Genomic DNA, 20,891 nt, shown 5'->3' on the forward strand with positions numbered 1-20,891 from the left:
GCGGCATGACCGACGACGACGGACCGGGCGAGTTGCTGCGCACCTACCTGCGCGACCGCGACCTGCCGTGCCCGACCTGCCGCTACAACCTGCGGGACCTCCGCGGGTCCACCTGCCCCGAGTGCGGCGACGAACTGGAGCTGCGGCTGTCGAGCGCACGGCCGAGGCTGGGCTTCTTCATCGGCGTGCTGCTGCCCCTCGCCATGGGCTTGGGCTTCTATGGGCTCGTCGGGACGATCGTGGTCTTCTTCCTGCTCGTCGAGGGGTTCGGTGAACCCGGGCTGGCCGCCGCAATGCTCGGTGGATTCGCGCTGGTCTTCGGCATGCTCGTGCTCGTGTGGTGCCGGCGATGGCACCGCGCACGGCTCTGGACTGCCGGTCGACGTGCCGGCCTGCTCGCGTGGGCCTGGCTCGGCCTTGCGCTCTCGCTGCTGCTTTTCTACCTCCTCGCGGCGTGGCTGGGCTAGCCCTGCCACTCCGGCAGCACCCCCCGCCCATCTGGCGGACTCGCTCCTCGCAAGGCCCTCCCAGGCCCCGCCAGGGCGGCTTTCTCGTTCGGCGCGCGGCTTGCCTTCCCTTCCCGCAATGACTCCCGACAAGCTCACCACCACCGCCCAGCAGACCCTCGCCGCCGCCCAGGGTGCCGCCATGGCCGCGGGCCATCCGGAGGTCGGCGGCCTGCACGTGCTCGCCGCCCTGCTGGAGGACCAGAACGGCCCGGCCGCCTCCGTGCTGGCCCGGGCCGGCGTCCGGGCCGACCGCGTGCTCCAGGTCGCCCAGGCCGAACTCAAGAGCCTGCCGTCGACCTCGTCGGCTGCGGGGCAGAGCGGCCGCGAGATCATGGCGCTGCTCCAGAAGGCCGACGCCGCCGCCAAGGCCATGGGCGATAGCTACATCGCCAGCGAGCACCTGCTGCTGGCCTGCGCGCAGGAGGGCAAGTCGAAGGACGTGCTCTCGACGCTCGGCGTCACCGAGAAGGCCGTCACCGAGGCCATCGGCGAGATCCGCACCGCCAGCGGCGTGACCAACGTCACCGACCAGAACGCCGAGACCACCTACGAGGCGCTCAAGAAGTACGCCATCGACCTCACCGAGAAGGCCCAGCAGGGCAAGCTCGATCCGGTCATCGGCCGCGACGAGGAGATCCGCCGCACCATGCAGGTGCTCAGCCGGCGGACCAAGAACAACCCCGTGCTCATCGGCGAGCCGGGCGTGGGCAAGACCGCCATCGCCGAGGGGTTGGCGCTGCGGATCATCAACGGCGATTGCCCCGAGGGCATGCGCGACAAGAGGATCATGGCCCTCGACGTCGGCCAGCTGCTCGCCGGAGCCAAGTACCGCGGCGAATTCGAGGAGCGCCTCAAGGCCGTGCTGCGCGAGGTGACCGCCAGCGAGGGCGCCGTCATCCTCTTCATCGACGAGCTGCACACCATCATCGGCGCCGGCGCCGCCGAGGGCGCCGTGAGCGCCGGCAACCTCCTCAAGCCCGCGCTCGCCCGCGGCGAGCTGCGGTGCATCGGCGCGACGACCCTGGACGAGTACCGCAAGCACGTCGAGAAGGACCCCGCCTTCGAGCGCCGCTTCCAGCCCATCTACGTCGGCGAGCCCAGCGTCGAGGAGACCGTCGCCATCCTCCGCGGCCTGAAGGAGCGCTACGAGGCGCACCACGGCGTCCGCATCCAGGACGGCGCGATCCTCGCGGCGGCCCAGCTCGGCCACCGCTACATCGCCGATCGCTTCCTGCCCGACAAGGCCATCGACCTCATCGACGAGGCCGCCAGCCGCCTGCGGATCGAGAACGACAGCATGCCGCTCGAGCTCGACGAGCTGCGACGCCGCCTCATGCAGCTGGAGATCGAACGCGAGGCCCTCAAGCTCGAGGAGTCGACCGACGCCTCCAACAAGGAACTCGGCCGCATCGAACAGGAGCTGGCGGAGCTCCAGGAGAAGAACCGCCACCTCACCAGCGAGTGGGAGGCCGAGAAGGCCGAGCTCGACCAGGTGAAGTCGATCAAGGAGCAGATCGACGCCAAGCGGGTCGAGCTGGAGCAGGCGCAGCGCCGCGGCGACTTCGAGACCGCCGCCCGGCTGCAGCACGCCGACATCCGCGAGCTGGAGTCCGAACTCGAGCGCGCCGATGCCGCCCTCCGCGCCAAGGCCAAGCAGGGCGAGCTGCTGGTCAAGGAGGAAGTCGACGCCGAGCAGGTCGCCGAGATCGTCGGCCGCTGGACGGGCATCCCCGTCGCCCGCCTGGTCGAGAGCGAGCGGGACAAGCTGACCCGGATGGAGGAGCACCTCCGCGAGCGGGTGATCGGCCAGGACGACGCGCTGCGGCTGGTCGCCGACGCCGTCCGCCGCAGCCGCGCGGGCCTGGGCGACCCCGATCGGCCCATCGGCAGCTTCCTGTTCCTGGGCCCCACGGGCGTGGGCAAGACCGAGACGTGCAAGGCGCTCGCCCGGTTCCTCTTCGACACCGAAGAAGCGCTCGTCCGCGTGGACATGAGCGAGTACATGGAGAAGCACGCCGTCAGCCGGCTGATCGGCGCGCCCCCCGGCTACGTGGGCTACGACGAGGGCGGCGCGCTCACCGAGGCCGTCCGCCGCCGGCCGTACTGCGTCATCCTGATGGACGAGGTCGAGAAGGCCCACCCCGACGTATTCAACGTGCTGCTGCAGCTGCTCGACGACGGCCGCCTGACCGACGGCCAGGGCCGCACCGTCGACTTCCGCAACACGCTGGTCGTGATGACGAGCAACCTGGGCAGCCAGAAGATCCAGCAGATGACCGAGGACGGCGCCGAGGACTGGGAGATCGAGGCCGCCGTCCGCGACCTGATCCGCCACGGCCCGGGCGTCGACGTCGCGGGCAAGGGCCTCAAGCCCGACGGCGAGAGCGGCGAGCTGAAGGCCCGCTTCGACCTCGACATGCGCGGGCCGTTCTTCCGCCCCGAGCTGCTCAACCGCATCGACGAGGTCGCCGTCTTCCACCAGCTCAAGAAGGACCAGCTCGGCGCGATCGCCGAGATCCAGCTCCAGCGGCTCCGCGGGCGGCTGGCCGACCGCGGCATGACCCTGGAGCTGACGCCCGCCGCCGCCGCCCAGCTCGCCGCCGAGGGCTGGGACCCCGCCTACGGCGCCCGCCCGCTGAAGCGGACCATCCAGCAACGCATCGAGAACCCATTGGCCAGCCGCATCCTGGCGGGCGAGTTCGGCGCGGGCGACGCGATCCACGTCGACGTGCAGGGGACGACGTTCGTGTTTGAGCGCGTGGGACAGGTGGCCCACGCGACATAGCTTCTTGCCATGCGCAGCAGCGGTGGGAGCTCAGTAGGATCTCCGAAGCACGCCACCATGTGGCAACAGCAACCAGGAGATCCACGCTGTGACCAACAAGCCAAGTCCGACTGCAACGTGCATCGCAGGGCTCGTGGCAGGAGTCCTGCTGGCGAGAATGCCCTCTGCTTGGTCTGATCAAGAGCAGCTCCCGGCGGAGCAGCCAGAAACGTCACCCGTGAGGCTTGAAGGGCACATCGATCGCGCTAACGGCGAGCAGGTGCTGCGCACGCTGCACACGAATCTGCCGGGTACGTTCCGCGACGGAATGACCTTCTCGCTGCCACGCAACATGCCAACACCCCACGGTTGGCAAGTTCGGCAAGCGGTGGTACTCGACGTCGTTGGCGAGTGGGTCATCATCCAGGCAAGCAGTGGTAGTGGCGGAGCAAGCCTCAAGCCGATGTGGTTCCGCCCCGCCTCGCATCCCTATCTCTACGAAGCAAAGTAACGATCAGCCAGTCCGGTCCCTCGCCACCCCTGTGGCGCTGCATCTGTTCATCGCTGCGCGTTCTACCATCCCCCATGGCCACCCTGACCCCGCCCCGCTTCGAGCGCAACGGCATCGTTGAGCTCATGGAGATCGACCGGCCGTTCAACCTGTCGGAGTCGACGTCGCAGGACTTGGACCTGGGTGACGTGCTCACGCCCGAGGAGATCGCCGGCCTTGCGGGCGTCACGCTGGGCTACGGCACGCTCGAGGGCCTGCCCGAGCTGCGGGCCGAGCTCGCGGGCGAGCGGGGCATCGACCCCGACTGCGTGCTGACCACGCAGGGGGCGGTGCTCGCGCTCTTCCTGTCGGCCATGGAGCTGTGCCGCGGCGGCGACAACGTCGTGGTGCTGCGGCCGACCTTCCCGGCCACCATGGACACGCTGCGGGCCGCGGGCGGCGCCATCCGCGAGGTGCCGCTGCGCTTCGCCGACGGCTATCGGCTCGGCGTCGAGCGCGTGCTGGATGCGGTGGACGGGCGCACGCGGCTGGTCACGCTGGCGTCGCCGCAGAACCCCAGCGGCGTGGCGTTTTCTCGCGACGAACTCGAAGCGCTCGCCACCGCGCTGCACCGGGCCGCACCCGATGCGTGGCTGCTGGTCGACGAGACCTACCGCGAGGCGAGCGTGTCGGGCGCCATCGAGCCCAGCGTGGCGGACCTCGCGACGCGGGGACTGCCGGTGATGACCTGTGGATCGATCTCCAAGGCCTACGGCACACCCGGGCTGCGGCTTGGGTGGATGACCGTGCCCGACGCCGACCTCTACGAGCGGCTCCGCATCGCCAAGATGAATACCGTGATCACCGAATCGGTGCTGTGCGAGACGCTCGCCCTCCGCGTGCTGGAGCGGCGCGAGCCCATCCTCGCCCGCCAGCGCGACGTCCTGTCGGCCGGCCTCGCGACAATCGAACGGTGGCTGCCGACGGTCGAGGGCCTGCTCTCGTGGGTGAGGCCCGACGCCGGCGCACTCTGCTGCATGCGACTCGATCCCGACGCCATCAACGACGACGCGGTGCGGCGCTTCTACGACCGCCAGGCCGAGTTCGACCTGCAGGTCTCCCGCGGCGCCTGGTTCGGCGACGAGTCCCGGGTCCTCCGCGTCGGCTTCGGCCACCCAAAGCCCGAGGTGCTGCGGCCGGCCCTCGACGCGCTCGCGTCCCTGGCGCGCAGCGTCGCGAGTTCTTAATCGCCGGCCAGCTCGATCGCCCGCTCGATAGCACTTCGGACCACCGCCGGCTGCGTCCACAGGATGAAGTGGTCGCCCTTCTCGATCGTCATGGTCTCGACGGCGGCCGCATTCGTGAACGCCCGCTGCATGTACGCCACGTTGGCGTAGGGCACCAGGCCGTCCTTGGTGCCGTGCACGATGACGACCGGGCAGCGGACGCGATCCAGCACGCCGGCGAGCAGTTCGGTCTGCTCGCGGGCGTCGAAGATCTCGGCGTTGCTGTTCCGCAGCGAGCGCGGCAGCAGCGGGCGGACCATCGCGCCGGCGTAGTTGAACCAGCGCGGATCCTCCAATTCGGGGTCGAGCGAGCCGGCGATGATCACGATGGCAGCGACGCGATCGGGATAGTCCGCCGCGGCGCGGGCCACGATCGGCCCGCCGAGCGAATGGCCCACCAGCACCGGCCAGCGACCGTCGCGCTGCACCAGCAGCGGCTCGATCGCCGCGGCCTGCCGCTCGAAGGAGCACAGCGCGGGCCCGCCGGTCTGGCCAAAGCCCGGACGATCGATGCTGATGGCCTCGGCGCCGTCGATGGGGTAGCGCACGTAGTCCGCGAAGGCGCCGGCGTCGCCCGGCGTGCCGTGCACGTACACGATCCGCCGCGATGCCTCGTCACCGCCGCGGACGTAGGACACGTCCAGATCGTCGCCGGTCCGCAGCGTGGCCCGCGGCAGGTCGGTCGTGCGGACGTTGGCGTCGCCGAAGGGCGAGCACGCCTGCAGCGGCGCGAGCAGCACGAAACCAGCGACGCCGTAGCGGCGGTGCCTCGGGGCCCGCGGATGCTGCATTGGGCTGCTCATGCGGCGACAGAACTCCAGGTTCGGGCGGACTATTCCGCCGGGCTACGTGCGCATCGCAGCCCCGTGCGCCGTGCTACCGCGGCTCGAGGATCCTCTCCAGCAGGTCGGGCCTCGACCCATCCCGCACCATCGTGAGGAAGCGCGGTCCGCCGTCGTACTCGATGGCGATCGATTCGTATCGGTCGTCGCGCTGGATCATGACCTCCAGCGTGCCAGTCACGATCGCCGCATCGAGCGCGTCCGCCAGCCGCTGGCGGCCGAAGACGTAGCCGCCCACGCCCAGCACCCGCACGCCCGGCGCGAGCCCCGCGTTGTCGGCCGGCGACCCCAGCACCACCGATCGCACCGTGCCGTTGGCGGTAAACGATGCGCCCAGCGACTCGCGCGCGTCCAGCGGATCGGTCCGGCCGAAGCCGCTCCGCGGCGGCTTGGTCGCGTATCCAACCTTGTAGCCGAGCGCCCGGGCCAGCGTCAGCGGTCCGCGGCCCCCCGCGTTGTCGATGCGTTCCGCGAAGAACCCCGCCCAGTCGTGCGCGAAGACGTGGCCGAGGGCGGCAACAACGTTGGCGCGGCCGAATGGATGAGGATCGTCGGTGGGCTCGTCGGCGTGGAAGAACGCCCGCACGAAGTCGTCCAGCGACCGCTCGCCATGCGTCCCTGCTCGGATGATCGCGTCGGCTTCCATCCAGACGGCGGCGCCCTCGTAGTAGTAATCCTGGCTGCGGCGGAGCTCGCCCCAGTTGGCGCTGGCGGCGCGGAGCGTCCACGACGCGGAGCAGGTATCGACCAGAGGCCGCCAGTCCCGGCCCTCCCGCAGCTTGAAGTCCCGCAGTCGATCCTGGATGACCCATCGGTACTCGTCGGGCGTTGCCATGCCGCTGCGGTACTCGAGCACCTCGCCGAGGTACTGCGTCAGGCCCTCGTAGACCCACAGCAGCTCGGTGCCCTTGGGCGTGTGCAGGTCGCCCGTCGCCATGCCCGTCGGCCGGCGGTACTTGCCGCACCACGCGTGCACGTACTCGTGCGGGATGAGCATGCGGTCCCAGCCGGCCAGGTCCCGCGGGCTCTCGAGGGCGCCCAGCGGGATGACGTTCATCGTCGACCGCAGGTGCTCCAGGCCGTTGCGGCCCAGCTGGTTGGTCGTCGCGACCAAGATGTCCATGGACGGGAACGGAAAGCCGCCGAACAAGCGGGCGGCTTGCGTCACCATGCGGCGGTAGTTATCCAGCACGCGCTCGTCGATGTCGATCGCGCCGGGGCTCTCGCTGAACACGTGCAGCCGGTGCGGAGGCGCATCGACGCCGTCCTCGTTCAGGTCGTACACCCGGTGGTGCCGGCCGACCATGATGGGCGTGTCCACGAGCCGCCGCAGCGAGACGGTGTCGTAGGTGGTGCCGGGCGCATCGGAGGGCACGGGCTCGAGCGCACAGCCGGCGCTCCAGCCCGCGGGCAGCGTGAGCCTCAACCGGACGTCGAACTCGTCGGACCGTGCGCCGCCCGGATACAGCAGCACGGTGTTGGGGCTGATAAGCCCGATGTCGGCGGCGCCGTAGCTGTCGAGACCCCGCGAATTGGCGTTGGGCTGGTTGGTGATGTAGCGGAACCGCGCCCGCACCATCGCCACGTCGGCGCCCGCCGCCACGTGGAACTGGTAGACGTCGCCCGGCTCGCGACGCCAGCGCAGCGGATTGCCCCGGCCGTCCTCGAACCACAGGCCCGCCAGGTTCTGGATGGGCCCGCCCGGAGCGTGCGATCCCGGCACCCACTTCGGATACCGCAGGTGGATCTCGCCGCGGTCGTTCCGCAGCGCAGCAGCATCGAAGGTCTGCTCGGCGTGCAGCAGCCGCCTCGGCAGGTCGGTCGCGTCGATGTGCAGCCGGCTGTCGGCCTGGGCGAACGCGACCGGCGTGCAGCATAGCACGGCCACGATCCAGAGCAGCCGGCCGATTGGGCGCATCCAACGCATCGCTCGCTCCTTCGGCGTCGGCCGGTCGGGCCGCACCGCCGGCCAACGCTATCCGGTGTCGACGCTCCCGAGCCATCGGCCCGATAAGGATCGCAATCCAGCGCCGCCGGCCGAACCCCGTTCCCGGGCACGCTGTAGGAGCTGGCCATGCCCCACGAGCACCCCGCCAAGCAGCGCCCCGGCAGCATCGCGGCCACGCTGGGCGTGCTGGCGTGGTGGGCGGTCCTGGCCGCAGCACTCTGGACGTTGCTCGGCTGGGTCGTCCGTACAGATCCGACGGACGCCGATGGGATCGAGTCGACGATCGTCTTCGCGGCCCTGCTCTCGGAGACCTTCGCCTTCCACCTGGGCCTGGGCGTGACCGGCGTAGCCGCCGTCGCGCTCGCGCTGGGGCGGTGCCGCACGGCGACCGCGGCGGTGGTGCTGGCAGCCACGCACCTGGCGCCCGCGGCGTGGCTCTGGGTGCGGCCCACGCCCGCGCCCGCGGGCGGCCCGACGCTCACCGTGCTCAGCGCCAACATCCAGGCCGGCAACGCCGACGCCGAACGCCTGCTCGAGTTCGTCGACCGGACGAGCCCCGACGTCGTCGTCGTGCAGGAGATCGACCCCGCCATCCATCGAGGCCTGCTCGATGGCCTCGCCAGCCGATTCGAGACCGGCCACGCGGCGCTCATCGCGAGTCCCTACTTCAGCCAGGCGACCTACACCAACCTGCCGATGCGCGCGCCCCCGAGCGAACTTATGATCGGCTCACGATTCCCCGTGCCGCAGATCGATCTTGAAATCGAATTCGAGGGCCGGCTCATCCGCGTGCTGAACGTCCACGCGTATCCACCGCGGCGGCTGCGGCTGGTGGCCGACCAGCGACGATCCATCCCCGAATTCGCGGCCTGGGCTCGGAGCGCGATGGCGGACGCCGACGCGACCATCCTCGCGGGCGACTTCAACGCGCCCTTCAACACCGGCCACCTCCGCGAGCTCCGCGCCGCGGGCTTCCGCGAAGCACACGACGAGGCCGGCCGGGGCCGCGGCTCGACGTGGCCGCACCGCGGAGTGCTCCGGTATACGCCGGGCATCCGCCTCGACAACATCATGTTCGCGGGTGCGCTGCGATGCGTGGAATCGCGGGTGCTCGGCGACGTCGGCTCGGACCACCGGCCGATCCTGGCAACCTTCGAGATCGTGCCGGACGACGCGTCCTCGCCCTCGCTCAGGCCGCTCGCGGACCGTCGTCGTCGTCGTCGAGGTCGAAGCGGCTGAGCAAATCCTTGAGGTTCGCCAGCCGGCGCTCGGCGTGGTCGAGCGCCGCGGTCGCGGCCTGCACCGCATCGACTGGCGGCTCCCCATCGACCGCCAGCCTCAACGCGGGCGGCGCGTCGGCCGGCGGAGCCGGCGGAATCGGCGACCCCTGGGGTGCGTTCGGACCAGCTTCATTAGTTCCCACCAGCGAGAGCATGGTGTTTCAATCGACGTTCTAAACCCCGAACATCGCCGCCGCGGGGAGAATCTCGATGCCGCGGCGGGCCGGATCGCCCCTACAACCCGGCAGCGGAACCCGGTCCAACGCTTATTCGGCCGAACCCTCGGCGGGCGTTGGTCCGCCCGCGGGCGGCGGATCCCCGACCCGGGGCTCGACGCCGGCGGCGATCCGGACCAGGTTGCCCCGGTGCCGCGCGACGACGAAGGCGGCCAGCACCGACGTCACCGCGAGGTAGGGCGCCCAGCCCGTCGACGGCTCATCGGTCGCAATCGCGAGCATGAGCAGCGTGCATATCGGAACGCTGACCGCCGCCAGCACCGACGCCAGCCCGACGTAGCGCGACAGCCTCAGCGTGACCAGCCACACCACCAGGGCGCCGGCGACCGCAGCAGACAGCAGCCAGAAGATGCCAAGCAGCCCGCCCAGGCCCGTTGCGACGCCCTTGCCCCCGCGGAAGCCCAGCCAGGGCGAGGCGCAATGCCCCAGCACGCAGGCCACCGGCGTCGCCAGCCAGAGCCAGGCCGCGATGGCGGGCGCATCGGGGCGGCCCAGCGTGCCCAGCGCCACGCCCGTCCCCAGCGTGGGCAGCAGGCCCTTGGCGACATCGAGCGCGAAGCACAGCGTTCCCGGACCTCGGCCGACGACGCGGCGGACGTTGGTCGCCCCGATGTTGCCCGAGCCGGTCCGCAGGATGTCCACGCCGTTGGCCCGCGCAATCAGGTAGCCGAAGGGGATCGAGCCCACGCCGTAGCCCGCAACGGCCCCCGCGATGCCCCATGCCGCGTCCACGGGCCAGCGTAGTAGAGGCACGCCCCCGCCGGAGCCGAACAGGCCGCGACTGGGGGCCAGGGACCCGCCCGATCGCGGCACCGGCCTGCCCATCGGGCTTGGAGATCGACGCGGCCTGGTGTAGCCTTTCCATCGGGAGCGGCGGTCCCGCCGGATCCCCAATCGCACGAGGAGCACGAGAGATGGACACCCCACGCCGCCGCATCGCCGCCGCCCTGCTCGCCGCCGCTCCGCTTGGCGCAGCGGCGGTGGCGTCGGCCGACGACGAGATCACGATCGACCTAGCGGGCATCGTCATCGAGGACGGCGCCACCGTCACCCGCGACAGCGCCCCGATGATGATCGACGCCGCGATCCGCTACGGATATGAGATCGACGCGCTGGTCCGCGGCCGGGGGCTGGGGCTGGGCTCGCTCTACCCCGACCCCACGCCGCTGGGCGACGTGCTGGACGACTTCCAGCCCGGCGCCTCGGACCTGCTGGTCGGCGAGGTCGACAACCCCGCCGGCACGCTGCCCTTCGACGTCATCGACGAAGAGTTCATGGGCGAGGGCGACATCATCGGCATTACGGCGCGGTTCGAGGCCCGCATCGTGGCGGGCATCCGGGCCGACGGCGTGGGATTCTTCAGCTTCGAGGACATCGTGATCTCGCCGGCGATCCTCATCGGCTCGCTCGAGGTCGTCTCGGGCACCGCCACCATCCGCGTGGTCGATGTCCCCTGCCGCGCCGACTTCGACGGCGACGGTGAGCTGACCATCTTCGACTTCCTGGCGTTCCAGAACGCCTTCGCCATGGGCGATCCGGCGGCCGACTTCGACGGCGATGGCTCGCTGACGATCTTCGACTTCCTCGCCTTCCAGAACGAATTCGCCATCGGCTGCCCGTGAGCCGATAGCACCTGCATGCAGCACGGCCTGCTGCTCATCGGAGGCGGAGGCCACGCCCGCGTGGTCGCCGACGCCGCGCGCGCCGCGGGCGTCGAACTGCGGGGCTTCGCCGACGACGATCTCGAGGCCCGCGTGCCCGGGCTCGCCCACCTCGGCCCCCTCGCGGCGCATCACGATGCCGCCGGCCCCTGGATCCTCTGCATCGGCGACGTGGCGACCCGGGCCCGCGTGCTCGACCGGCTGGGCGCTGGAGCACGGGCGGTCGTCCACCCGTCGGCGGTCGTGAGCCCGAGCGCCGACATCGAGGCCGGCGCCTTCGTCGGGCCCGGCGCGATCGTCAACGCCGACGCCCGCGTGGGCCCGCACGCCATAGTCAACACCGCCGCGGTCATCGAGCACGACGCCGTGGTTGCCGCCAACGCCCACGTCGGGCCCCGAGCCGTGCTGTGCGGCGGGATCCGCGTCGGCCGCGACACCCTCATCGGCGCCGGAGCGGTCCTGCCGCCCGGCGTGCAGGTGGGCGATGGCGCCGTGGTCGCGGCGGGCGCGGTCGCCATCCGCGACGTGCCGCCGTCGGCCCGCGTCGCGGGCGTGCCGGCGCGGCCGATCTAGCCGCCCGACTCCGTCCGCTCGCGCAGCTCGCCCGCCCGCTCGATGAGCGCATCGCGGGCCTCGGGCGCATCGCCGGTGGACGCCGCGGGCTCGAGCTCGAAATGCCAGTCGATCCGCGTCTCGATGGGAAAGGGCAGCAGCACGACGTCAATGGGCGGGTACTCGTACCACGGGGCCGCCGCCCACGGGTTGGCCGCCAGCGGCTCGTAGCCCTCACGCCGCAGCCGCACGTCGTACTGCCCGTAGTAGCGGAAGCCCACCTCCAGAGGCGTGCGGCCGACCTCGTCGCCGTTGAGCGACACCAGCGCACCGCTCGGCTCGCTCGTGATCGACAGCGTTCGGCTGCCGCACCCCGCGAGCGAGACACCCGCGATGCCTACAGCGACGAAGGCACGGCCCCGCGCCGGCCTCACCGTGTGCGCTCCGCCACGGACGTCGTCCGCGGTCGCTTCGTCTTCGTGGGCTTCGGGTCGGTCCGCTGGAATTCGTCGCCACGGAACAGCGTGCCCAGGTACACGCGGCGGACCAGCTCGTTGTTGACCAGCGCGTGCGGCGTGCCCTCGGCGAAGACCTTGCCCTCGTCGAGGATGTACGCGCGATCGCACACCTGCAGCGTCTGCTGCACGTTGTGGTCGGTGATGAGGCACGCGATGCCCGTCTCGCGCAGCCGCAGGATCTCCTTCTGCAGGTCGCCCACGGCGATGGGGTCGACGCCGCTGAAGGGCTCGTCGAGCAGGATGAGCCTGGGGTTGGTCACCATCGCGCGGGCGATCTCGAGCTTCCGCCGCTCGCCGCCCGAGCACGTCCGCGCCTTCTCCTTGGCCTTCTTGGTCAGGTCGAAGCGATCGAGCAGCTCGGCGGCCCGCTTGCGACGCTCGGGCCGGGGCATCTTGAGCGTCTCGAGGATGGCCAGCAGGTTCTCCTCGCAGGTCAGCCGCTGGAAGACGCTGGGCTCCTGGCTCAGGTAGCCCATGCCCAGCCGCGCGCGGCGGAACATCGGCAGCGGCGTGACGTCCTGCCCGTCGAAGGCCACCGTGCCCTCGTCGGCCGCGATCATCCCGATGGTCATCCGGAAGCTGGTGGTCTTGCCCGCGCCGTTCCGCCCCAGCAATCCCACGATCTCGGCCTTGTCCACCGAGAACGACACGCCGCGGACGACCTCCCGGCCGTTATAGGTCTTGTGCAGGTTGGTGGTCTCGAGCAGCGCCACGCCCGGGAGTCTATCAGATCATCGCGCCGGGTGCGATGGGTCGCCTCCGGTGTTCCGCCGCAATTCGTCGGCCGTCGCCCGAAGGTCCCACCGCGGCGCTCCGCCGCCGAGCAGCCCCGCCAGCCGATCCTGCTCGGGCTCGTAGGCCTCGATCATCCGGGAGAGCGTCGCCGGAGAGGGCGGCGCAGGCCGCGGCGGCGGAGCGGGGCTCGACCCGCGGCGGAGCAGCCGCCGGACCCCCTCGGGCACCAGCGGACGCACCAGCCGGCGGTACGCCGCCGACCGCGCCACCACCCCGCCCAATCCCGACGCCACGCGGAGCTCGGCCGTGCGATGGTGCACCTTCGCCCCGCGAGCCCCCTCTGCGGCATCCGCCGCCGCCGCACCCGGCGCCCCGGCACCCATGCCGAGGAACGCCAGCACCCGATCCAGGTGCTCGGCCCGCGCCGCCACGAAGTCCTCGAAGCGCAGCACGAGCACCCGATCGGGACCGAAGGCCGCCAGCCAGGGCTCGAGCTGGTACGCGTACCGGCCGCCGTCGAGGAAGTACGCGTTGCGCCGAAACTCGCGATCGAAGTCGCCCGAGCAGTCCCCCATCGCCAGGTCGTAGTGATGGTGGCTGATGGCCCGGTGGATCGGATTGCGTACCAGGTACAGCACTCGCGCGTGCGAAGGGCACACGGCCAGCGCCCGCGTCGGCACGTCGCCGAAGTGCGGACGCATCGCGTAGCTCACCGTGGCATCGCCGATGCGGACGCCGTCGCGCACCCGCCCGATCCGATCGTGCATCGCACGGCGGCCCGAGTCGGTCCCGACATCCTCGCGGAGCAGGTGGCCCGGCTCCTTGCCGTTGGGAAAGGCGATGTTCGGGTGCGCCCGCAGGTCCTCGTAGAGCGAGGTCGTGCCCGCCTTCATCGCCCCGATGAGCAGCACGTCCGGCGCACGCATGCACCCAGCATACCCGCCGAACCCCGCGGCGCTGCGTGCATCGGCCGGCTAGTCGTGCTCGGGCTCGTTGAAGAAGCGGATGCACATGGGGTAGCGGTAGTACCGCCCCTTGCCCGCCGCGACCGCCGCCAGGATGGTGCACACCAGCCCGAAGATCATCAACGCAGGGAGGAACACGACTAGGCCGACGAGGAACGTGAGGGCGCCGACGATGATCGATCCCACAACCGCATAGATCAGGTAGGAGATCGAGAAGTTCAGCATCTCGCGGGCGTGGTCCGCGACGAATGGCGAGTCCTTCTTCGACGTGTTGAGCACGATGGCCGACCAGACGATGCCGATCACCGGGCCGGCCTGCGTGATGGCGGCCCCGATCAGCGGCACCAGGTGCACCCACATCGCCCACTGGCGATCGGACTCATCCCCGGACAGATCCGTCGCCGCGTCTTCGCGTCCCACGTACATCGCTCCCACGGCCACCGCCATCGTGCACCCCCAACGCGGGCCTCGCCCTCCTCCGCGGAGCCGCACCCGTCTCTGCATCCTTCCGTTTCCACGCCGTGGCGTTTCGTGCGCCCGCAGAATCCAAACGCATTACGAACGCCCTTCCGGGCCGTCGCCGCATCGGACGTTTGGGTCGACATTCACGGCCGAGGCTCGATTGCACCGCCCCAGCGGCCGAATCAAGGGTGTCATGGCCGCCTCCCGCACGCAGAACACCCGGGGCCGCCCACGGTTCCCGCTAGACATGGCCGTCAGCCTCGTCGAGTTCGACGAGCGGGGCATGTACGCGCGGACGTTCAACGGCCGCATCAAGGACCTCAGCCAGGGCGGGCTGGGCATCTGCGTGGCGGGCATGGTCCACGTCGGCCGCTTCCTGCTCGTCGAAGGCGAGCTCAAGGGCACGCGCAACCAGTTCTTCGGCCGCGTGGTCCGCAACGACTATGTCGCGTCGGCGGGCCACATCGTCGGCATCGCGATGGAGCCGCTGCCTAAGGACGGTCCGGTCCACCTCTGGCTCTCGCAGCGCGAAGAGTCGGCGGCGTAGGCCGTCCCGCGGCCGCCAGTCGACTTCCATGGAAGAAACGCCCCGCGTCGAGCCGCGAGGAACGCTCGCTACACCGCCGCCAGCTCCAATCCCAGCGCGCGGGCCATCGCGCGGCCCATGTCGGCCGGGCTCTCGGCCACCTCGACGCCGGCGTCGCGGAGCGCCGCGATCTTGCTGTCGGCCGTGCCCTCGCCGCCGCTGATGATCGCGCCGGCGTGGCCCATCCGCTTGCCGGGAGGAGCCGTGCGGCCCGCGATGAACCCGGCGACGGGCTTGGTGACGTGCTCGCGGATGAAGCGGGCGGCGTCCTCCTCGTCGGTGCCGCCGATCTCGCCGATCAGCAGGATGCCGTGGGTGTCCGGGTCATCCTGGAACAGCCGCAGCGCCTCGACGTGCCCCAGCCCGCGGACCGGATCGCCGCCGATGCCGATGCAGGTGCTCTGCGCCATGCCGTTCTGGCTGCACTGCCAGACGGCCTCGTAGGTGAGCGTGCCGCTGCGGCTGACGATGCCGACGGCCTTGCCGGTGGTGCACTGCTCGTCGCTGATGTGGGTGTGGATGTAGCCGGGCATGATGCCGATCTTGCAGCCCGCGTTGGTGTAGGCGTCGCTGGCGCTCTCGCCGCCGCCGGTCTTCGGGCCCGGCGTGATGATGCCCGGGCAGTTGGGCCCGATGAGCGTGAACAGATCCTCGCAGGGGTTCACGTCGGCCCCCCGGGCGGCGAGATTCCGCTCGTCGAGCACCGACCGCACGCGGACCATGTCGTGCACGGGCACGCCCTCGGTGATGCAGCAGATGAGCCGCAGACCCGCGTCGGCGGCCTCGAGGATCGCATCGCCCGCGAAGGCCGGCGGCACGAAGATCATCGTCGCCTCGGCCCCGGTGGCCTGCGCCGCCTGCTCGACGGTGTCGAAGATGGGCAGCCCATTGGCGTCCTTGGTGCCGCCCTTGCCGGGCGTGACCCCACCCACGAGCTTGGTGCCGTAGTGCAGGCAGCCCTTGGTGTGGATGGCCCCGAACGAGCCGGTGATGCCCTGGCAGATGACCCTGGTTTCGGCGTTGACGAGGACGGCCATGGGGTTGCCTCCGTGCTGGCGTGGTTGCCCGGAGCGTAGGTTCGGGCGCCGACGGGAGCCGGCCGGGCGGGTGCAGGCCCGGACGGCTTCGGAACGGCCCGGCGACCGGCCGTGTACTCCCCGTAGGCCCGATGGCCAGGAGACAAGCATGAATGACCCCAAGGTCCGGGCCGCCCTCGCGTTGGTCGTGGCGCTCGGCGTTGCCGGCCCGATGCGTGCCGGGACCGCCAACCCCGCCGCGCCACCGGCCGCCCAGGAGTCCACGGCGGACGAGGACATCACACGGAAGATGATGGCGCTCGCCATCAGCGGGGAGACGGCGGCCCTCTTCGAACGGCTGATGCACTTCGATGATCCGCAGCGGGAAGCCGGCAGGGCGTTATACCGGGACTACATGGACGAGTACCGCACTTCGGTTCGGCGGGCGATGGAAGCCCTTCAAGCGATGAACCTGGACCTCGCAGGCGGCGGCGATCGGGACCCCGCCGCCTTCCGCACGGGCATCCAGACGCTCACGGACTTCGTGGACGCCACCGCGGCTCTGGGTGATCGATACGTGGCCGACCTGGGCGACCTGGCGATGGACGCGCGCCAAGAGGCGGCCCACGCGCGGGTCGTGCGGGCACGAACGCGGACCTACGCCCTCGCGCTCGCCCGCACCGACGGCCACGGCACGTTCGTCGATCTCGTTGCGCTGGCCGCCGGACTCGAGCCGCCGCTCGATCTGGACTCGACCACCGATCCGGCCGCCGAGACGCTCCGCGAGTACGAGCTGCGGCTGGCCCCCGACGCCGAGCGCATGCGAGCGATCATGCTCGCCATCATCCGCTTGCAGCTCGCCTCGCTCGCCGAGATGGGCGTCGACATGAACCCGGAGGGCGAGGCCATTCAGGAGCTCGAAGAGCGTGCCGACGCTCTCCTGGAGCGGCTCACCGACATCGGCACCGGCATGGAGGCGACCACGGAGCGCTTCCGGCGGCGGGTGGAGGGCACGCTGCGCCCCGAACGCCGCCGGGCGTGGAACCTCGCGTACAACCGCACGCTCTGGCCCGAGATCTACGGCCCCGGCGAATTCGAGGCCGTCTACGAAGCGGCGCTCGCGCTGCCCGATCTGGCCGCCGATCAGCGCGAGGCAATCGACACGATCCGCGACAAGCACGAGCGCGAGGCCGCCCCCATCAACGACCGCTGGTCGGCCGGGCAACGCGAACTGGACGAGCTCGATTGGGCCGCCTTCGAGGATCCAAACGAGTTCGTGGCCCATCGCACCAAGGCCGTCGAGCGGATTACGGGGGCGCGCGGCGATCGACGCGCGCTCGACGCGCGGCTCGCCGAGCGCATCCGCGAGCTGCTCACGCCCGAGCAGCGCGAGGCGATGCCCGAAGCCGACGCTGGTTTCGACGAAGAAGCGGTGCTGCGGGCGCTCGGGGGAGGGGGCTAAGCCGGCCCCGTGCGGCGGCTAGGCCGCCTTCGCCCGCATCCGCTCGGGGCTGGGCACCTTCACGTCCCAGACCAGGCCCACGCGTTCGAGCACACGGATGACGATCCAGCTGCTATCGAACTGCCACCACTTCAGCCCGTGGCGGGCGCTCGTGGGGAACGCGTGGTGGTTGTTGTGCCAGCCCTCGCCCAGGGCCAGCACGCCGACGATGGCGTTGTTGCGGCTCTCGTCGTGGCTCTCGAAGGGCCGGTTGCCCCAGAGGTGGCAGATGGAGTTCACGCTCCAGGTGATGTGGTGCACCATCGCCACGCGGATCAGCCCGCCCCACACGAAGCCCATCAGGGCGCCCCACCAGCTCATGGTGAACAGGCCGACCGCCAGCGCGGGCAGCGCGAGCGAGAGCAGCGCCCACACCGGGAACAGGCGGCTGATCCAGCGCACCAGCGGGTCCTTCTCCAGATCGACCACGTAGCGGCCGAGGTCCTTGCGGCGGGGCGAGAGCACCCAGCCACAGTGGGCCATCCAGAACCCCTTGATGGTGCCCCAGACGCCCGACCCGTGCCCGTGGGGCGAGTGCGGGTCGTGCTCGTGGTCGCTGTGCTGGTGGTGGCAGCGGTGGAAGGCAACCCAGTTGAGGATCGGCCCCTCGGTCGCCATCGAGCCCAGGATCCCGAGGATCGCCGTCATCACCCGGCCCGTGCGGAACGACTTGTGCGTCAGCAGCCGGTGGTAGCCGATGGTGACGCCGAAGCCCGTTGCTAGATAGAACACGAAGCCCACCGCCAGCTCGACCCAGCCGATGCCCGCGCCCCAGGCGTAGGCCACCGCCCACACGAAGGCGCACAGCGGCGCGAGGATCAGCACGAGGTTGAGGATCCGAAGACCCAGCGGCAGCGGGCCGTAGTGCACGGGCTTCTCGGCCGCGACGCGAGCGCGCGGTGCGGGCGTGCGGTGGCCGATCTGGTCGGCCATCGGCGAAGGGACTGTGGTCATGCTGTTCCTTTGGTGGGAATCCGGTCCTGGATCTTAATCGCGGCCCCAGCCGCCACCGCCGCCGCCACGGCCACCGCCGCGTCCGCCGCCGAAGCCGCCACCACCGCCGCCGCCGCGACCGCCGCCGAAGCCGCCGCGGCCACCACCGCCACCGCCACCGCCGCCGCCGTGGGCGGGCGGACGGGCCTCGTTCACGTTGAGCGGCCGGCCGCCGTAGTCCTTGCCGTTGAGCGCCTCGATGGCGGCGTTGGCGGCCTGATCATCGGACATCTCCACGAAGCCGAAGCCGCGGGGGCGGCCGGTCTCGCGGTCCATGATGATGGCGACGCTGGCCACGTCGCCGAAGGGCGCGAACAGGTCGCGCAGATCGTCTTCCGTCGTCGAGTACGGAAAGTTTCCTACGTAAATCTTCACCAACCAGACTCCTGCCCTGAATCGCGAATCCGAGAGTGACTTACAGGGCGAGTCGCGGTCGGACCGACGGTGGGCTGCACCGAGGGCGCGTTCGGCCCTGAGAGAGCCCAAAAACAGTAGCCCGGGGCCGGGGGCGATCAACCGCCCGCGGGCCGGCCCGCCGACCGGTATACTCGCGCGTCGACCGGGCATGCAGCGGGCCCGGGAAGGGAGCCCCGTGCGAGCCATCGTCACCGGCCAGATCGGCCTGGACAAGAAGGCCTACCTCGCCGACGTCGCCCGATTCGCCGGCGAACAGGGCGAACCCATCTCGCTCTACAACGTCGGCGACTCGATGTACGCCGAGGCCCCCGACGTCCGGCCCGGCCGCATCCTGGATCTGCCCCTGAGCAGGCTGCATTCGCTCCGCCGGGCGGCCTTCAAGGACGTCATCGCCGACAGCCAGGGGCAGGCCAACATCCTGGTAAACACCCACGCCACCTTCCGCTGGCGGCACGGGCTGTTCAGCGCCTTCGACTTCGACCAGATCACCAAGCTCAAGCCCGACCTGTTCGTCTGCCTGGTGGACAACATCGAGATGGTGCACCACCGGCTGCACCGCGAGCACGAGATCGACGCCACCATGAAGGACTGCATGGTCTGGCGCGAAGAAGAGCTGCTGGCCACCGAGCTGATGAGCCAGGCCGTCCCCGGCAGCGACTTCTGCATCGTCAGCCGGGGCCGGCACGCCAGCACCGTCCGCACGATGTTCCGCCTGGCCTGCCGCCCCGAGATGCGGAAGGTCTACCCCAGCTTCCCGATGAGCCACGTCGTGGACATGCCCGACGTGCTGGCCGAGATCGACCACTTCCGCGCGCAGCTGGCCGAGCAGTTCATCACCTTCGACCCCGGCGACGTCGACGAGAAGCTGCTGCTCGAGCGGGCCCTCGAGGCCGCCCGCGACGGCCACGAGTTCTTCGACCACGCCCCCCACTCCTTCGGCGGGGGCGCCGACGCCGAGCCCCTCCGATGCCGCACCCGCGAGGTGCTCGACATCGCCGGCGACATCGACGGCCAGATCTACATGCGGGACTTCAAGCTCATCGACCAGAGCGACATGATCGTCAGCTACATCCCCGAGCTGGCCGGCGGCATCCCGGGCCTGTCCAGCGGCGTCGAGCGCGAGCTGCACCACGCCTTCGAGCACACCAAGGAGGTCTACGTGGTCTGGCGGCCGTCGCGCACCCCCAGCCCCTTCATCACCGAGACCGCCACCAAGATCTTCTCCACGGTGGACGAGGCGCTGCGGCACTTCGAGGAAGCCGGCATGTTCGCGCAGACCAACCTCTTCGGCCACTAGATCGGCCGCGACGCAATGCCCACGCCCACCGCCCGGGAGATCATCGCGATGCGCTGGCGGGTCCGCGTCGCGCTGCGCGGCGTTGCGGTGCTGCTGCTCGTCGCGGCGATGGTCATCGCGGCCCTGCGGATCCCCACGTACAACAAGGAGGCCGCCTGGGCCGCCGCCGGCTACGCCCGCCCGCCGGAGCTCACCAGTTGGACCTGGTTCGGCGTGCCCCTCGCCGCGGCAGCCATGGCCGTCGCACTCCTGCTCCTCGCCCGCTTCGCCATCGCGGTGCTCGTGCCCGTACCGAAGCCCGGCTGCCCGGGCTGCGGCTACGACCTCAGCAACCCGACCAGCGAGCGGTGCCCCGAGTGCGGGCTGGTGATCGGCGCACTCCCGCCCAACGATTCCGCGTGAGCGACAACGACCAGCCGCAGACCCTCTACCAGATCCTCGGCGCCGGCGGCTTCGACCGGCTCACGCGCGGCTTCTACGAGGCCGTCCCGACCGACGACATCCTCGGGCCCATGTACCGCGGCTACCTCGCCCGCATGCACGACGTGGACGAGGATAACGACCAGGCCATGACGCTCCACTTCGAGGAGGCACGCCTCCGCTTGCGCGACTTCCTGATCCAGCGCTTCGGCGGACCAGCGACGTACAGCGACCAGCGCGGCCACCCCCGCCTCCGCATGCGGCACATGCCGTTCCGGATCGATCACGCCGCCGCCGAGCGCTGGCTCGAGCTGATGTTCGCCTCGCTCGACGACATGGGCCTGGAACCCAACCCCTACCGCGAGCTGCGGGTGTACTTCACGCAGACGGCGCTGTTCATGGTCAATCGCTAG

General features: G+C 70.7%; 23 protein-coding genes. 12 read left to right on the forward strand and 11 right to left on the reverse strand.

Translation table 11 applies throughout. The features are described from left to right. Positions 1–5 precede the first annotated feature (5 nt). From AAFX79_08640 to AAFX79_08655, 4 genes are all read left to right on the forward strand, one after another. On the forward strand, positions 6–467 hold the full coding sequence (locus AAFX79_08640; protein MEO1008620.1) for a hypothetical protein: 462 nt from the start codon (positions 6–8) through the stop codon (positions 465–467). A 118-nt stretch (positions 468–585) separates the two neighbouring features. Continuing rightward, a complete protein-coding gene (locus AAFX79_08645; protein ID MEO1008621.1) occupies positions 586–3,294 on the forward strand; it encodes an AAA family ATPase in 2,709 nt (902 codons plus the stop codon). Between the two features lie 88 nt (positions 3,295–3,382). Further along, positions 3,383–3,784 carry a hypothetical protein gene (locus AAFX79_08650; protein MEO1008622.1) on the forward strand — a complete coding sequence of 134 codons (402 nt, stop codon included), beginning with the start codon at positions 3,383–3,385 and terminating at the stop codon, positions 3,782–3,784. Between the two features lie 74 nt (positions 3,785–3,858). After that, a complete protein-coding gene (locus AAFX79_08655) occupies positions 3,859–5,010 on the forward strand; it encodes a pyridoxal phosphate-dependent aminotransferase (protein MEO1008623.1) in 1,152 nt (383 codons plus the stop codon). On the opposite strand, the gene AAFX79_08660 is transcribed toward AAFX79_08655, so the two are convergent. Both AAFX79_08660 and AAFX79_08665 read right to left on the reverse strand, forming a co-directional pair. Continuing rightward, on the reverse strand, positions 5,007–5,852 hold the full coding sequence (locus tag AAFX79_08660) for an alpha/beta fold hydrolase (GenBank protein MEO1008624.1): 846 nt from the start codon (positions 5,850–5,852) through the stop codon (positions 5,007–5,009). The two genes, AAFX79_08655 and AAFX79_08660, sit on opposite strands and share 4 nt — an antisense overlap. Positions 5,853–5,925: 73 nt before the next feature. After that, a complete protein-coding gene (locus AAFX79_08665) occupies positions 5,926–7,818 on the reverse strand; it encodes a hypothetical protein (GenBank protein ID MEO1008625.1) in 1,893 nt (630 codons plus the stop codon). A 147-nt stretch (positions 7,819–7,965) separates the two neighbouring features. Here AAFX79_08665 and AAFX79_08670 point away from each other — a divergent pair, with 147 nt between their 5' ends. Next, the gene (locus tag AAFX79_08670; GenBank protein MEO1008626.1) at positions 7,966–9,078 is read left to right on the forward strand and encodes an endonuclease/exonuclease/phosphatase family protein; all 1,113 of its coding nucleotides are present in this window, start codon (positions 7,966–7,968) and stop codon (positions 9,076–9,078) included. Here the strand turns inward: AAFX79_08670 and AAFX79_08675 are convergent. Both AAFX79_08675 and plsY read right to left on the reverse strand, forming a co-directional pair. After that, positions 9,029–9,274: a hypothetical protein gene (locus AAFX79_08675; GenBank protein MEO1008627.1), complete on the reverse strand. Its 246-nt coding sequence runs from the start codon at positions 9,272–9,274 to the stop codon at positions 9,029–9,031. The two genes, AAFX79_08670 and AAFX79_08675, sit on opposite strands and share 50 nt — an antisense overlap. A gap of 111 nt (positions 9,275–9,385) precedes the next feature. Then, positions 9,386–10,087: a glycerol-3-phosphate 1-O-acyltransferase PlsY gene (gene plsY / locus AAFX79_08680; GenBank protein ID MEO1008628.1), complete on the reverse strand. Its 702-nt coding sequence runs from the start codon at positions 10,085–10,087 to the stop codon at positions 9,386–9,388. A gap of 182 nt (positions 10,088–10,269) precedes the next feature. Between plsY and AAFX79_08685 the strand changes: the two genes are divergently transcribed. Then, positions 10,270–10,977, forward strand: coding sequence for a GC-type dockerin domain-anchored protein (locus tag AAFX79_08685; protein ID MEO1008629.1), 708 nt, complete (start codon positions 10,270–10,272; stop codon positions 10,975–10,977). Between the two features lie 15 nt (positions 10,978–10,992). Further along, on the forward strand, positions 10,993–11,589 hold the full coding sequence (locus tag AAFX79_08690; protein ID MEO1008630.1) for a NeuD/PglB/VioB family sugar acetyltransferase: 597 nt from the start codon (positions 10,993–10,995) through the stop codon (positions 11,587–11,589). On the opposite strand, the gene AAFX79_08695 is transcribed toward AAFX79_08690, so the two are convergent. The 4 genes from AAFX79_08695 to AAFX79_08710 are packed head-to-tail and all read right to left on the reverse strand — an operon-like array spanning position 11,586 to position 14,206. Then, a complete protein-coding gene (locus AAFX79_08695; protein ID MEO1008631.1) occupies positions 11,586–12,002 on the reverse strand; it encodes a PEGA domain-containing protein in 417 nt (138 codons plus the stop codon). The genes AAFX79_08690 and AAFX79_08695 overlap by 4 nt on opposite strands. Next, positions 11,999–12,799 (reverse strand): LPS export ABC transporter ATP-binding protein, encoded by an 801-nt coding sequence (gene lptB, locus AAFX79_08700; GenBank protein ID MEO1008632.1) that lies wholly within the window; start codon positions 12,797–12,799, stop codon positions 11,999–12,001. Before lptB ends, AAFX79_08695 begins: the two co-directional genes overlap by 4 nt. Positions 12,800–12,817: 18 nt before the next feature. Continuing rightward, on the reverse strand, positions 12,818–13,747 hold the full coding sequence (locus AAFX79_08705) for a sulfotransferase (protein MEO1008633.1): 930 nt from the start codon (positions 13,745–13,747) through the stop codon (positions 12,818–12,820). 48 nt (positions 13,748–13,795) lie between these two features. Next, on the reverse strand, positions 13,796–14,206 hold the full coding sequence (locus tag AAFX79_08710; GenBank protein MEO1008634.1) for a DUF4870 domain-containing protein: 411 nt from the start codon (positions 14,204–14,206) through the stop codon (positions 13,796–13,798). Positions 14,207–14,441: 235 nt separating this feature from the next. Between AAFX79_08710 and AAFX79_08715 the strand changes: the two genes are divergently transcribed. Beyond that, a complete protein-coding gene (locus tag AAFX79_08715) occupies positions 14,442–14,795 on the forward strand; it encodes a PilZ domain-containing protein (protein ID MEO1008635.1) in 354 nt (117 codons plus the stop codon). A 68-nt stretch (positions 14,796–14,863) separates the two neighbouring features. Here AAFX79_08715 and sucD read toward each other — a convergent pair whose 3' ends face one another. Beyond that, a complete protein-coding gene (gene sucD / locus AAFX79_08720; protein MEO1008636.1) occupies positions 14,864–15,871 on the reverse strand; it encodes a succinate--CoA ligase subunit alpha in 1,008 nt (335 codons plus the stop codon). A gap of 148 nt (positions 15,872–16,019) precedes the next feature. Between sucD and AAFX79_08725 the strand changes: the two genes are divergently transcribed. Then, positions 16,020–17,312: a hypothetical protein gene (locus tag AAFX79_08725; protein ID MEO1008637.1), complete on the forward strand. Its 1,293-nt coding sequence runs from the start codon at positions 16,020–16,022 to the stop codon at positions 17,310–17,312. A gap of 18 nt (positions 17,313–17,330) precedes the next feature. Here AAFX79_08725 and AAFX79_08730 read toward each other — a convergent pair whose 3' ends face one another. Together AAFX79_08730 and AAFX79_08735 are read right to left on the reverse strand one after the other, a co-directional pair. Next, positions 17,331–18,284, reverse strand: a complete 954-nt coding sequence (locus AAFX79_08730) for a fatty acid desaturase (protein MEO1008638.1) — start codon at positions 18,282–18,284, stop codon at positions 17,331–17,333. Between the two features lie 54 nt (positions 18,285–18,338). After that, positions 18,339–18,719, reverse strand: a complete 381-nt coding sequence (locus AAFX79_08735) for an RNA-binding protein (protein ID MEO1008639.1) — start codon at positions 18,717–18,719, stop codon at positions 18,339–18,341. Between the two features lie 217 nt (positions 18,720–18,936). Between AAFX79_08735 and AAFX79_08740 the strand changes: the two genes are divergently transcribed. The 3 genes from AAFX79_08740 to AAFX79_08750 are packed head-to-tail and all read left to right on the forward strand — an operon-like array spanning position 18,937 to position 20,891. Next, complete coding sequence (locus AAFX79_08740; GenBank protein MEO1008640.1) at positions 18,937–20,058, forward strand: AAA family ATPase; 1,122 nt, start codon at positions 18,937–18,939, stop codon at positions 20,056–20,058. A gap of 15 nt (positions 20,059–20,073) precedes the next feature. Beyond that, a complete protein-coding gene (locus AAFX79_08745; protein ID MEO1008641.1) occupies positions 20,074–20,460 on the forward strand; it encodes a hypothetical protein in 387 nt (128 codons plus the stop codon). Further along, the gene (locus tag AAFX79_08750) at positions 20,457–20,891 is read left to right on the forward strand and encodes a globin (GenBank protein ID MEO1008642.1); all 435 of its coding nucleotides are present in this window, start codon (positions 20,457–20,459) and stop codon (positions 20,889–20,891) included. Before AAFX79_08745 ends, AAFX79_08750 begins: the two co-directional genes overlap by 4 nt.

Source organism: Planctomycetota bacterium (genome assembly GCA_039819165.1).
GTDB lineage: Bacteria > Planctomycetota > Phycisphaerae > Phycisphaerales > UBA1924 > JAHCJI01.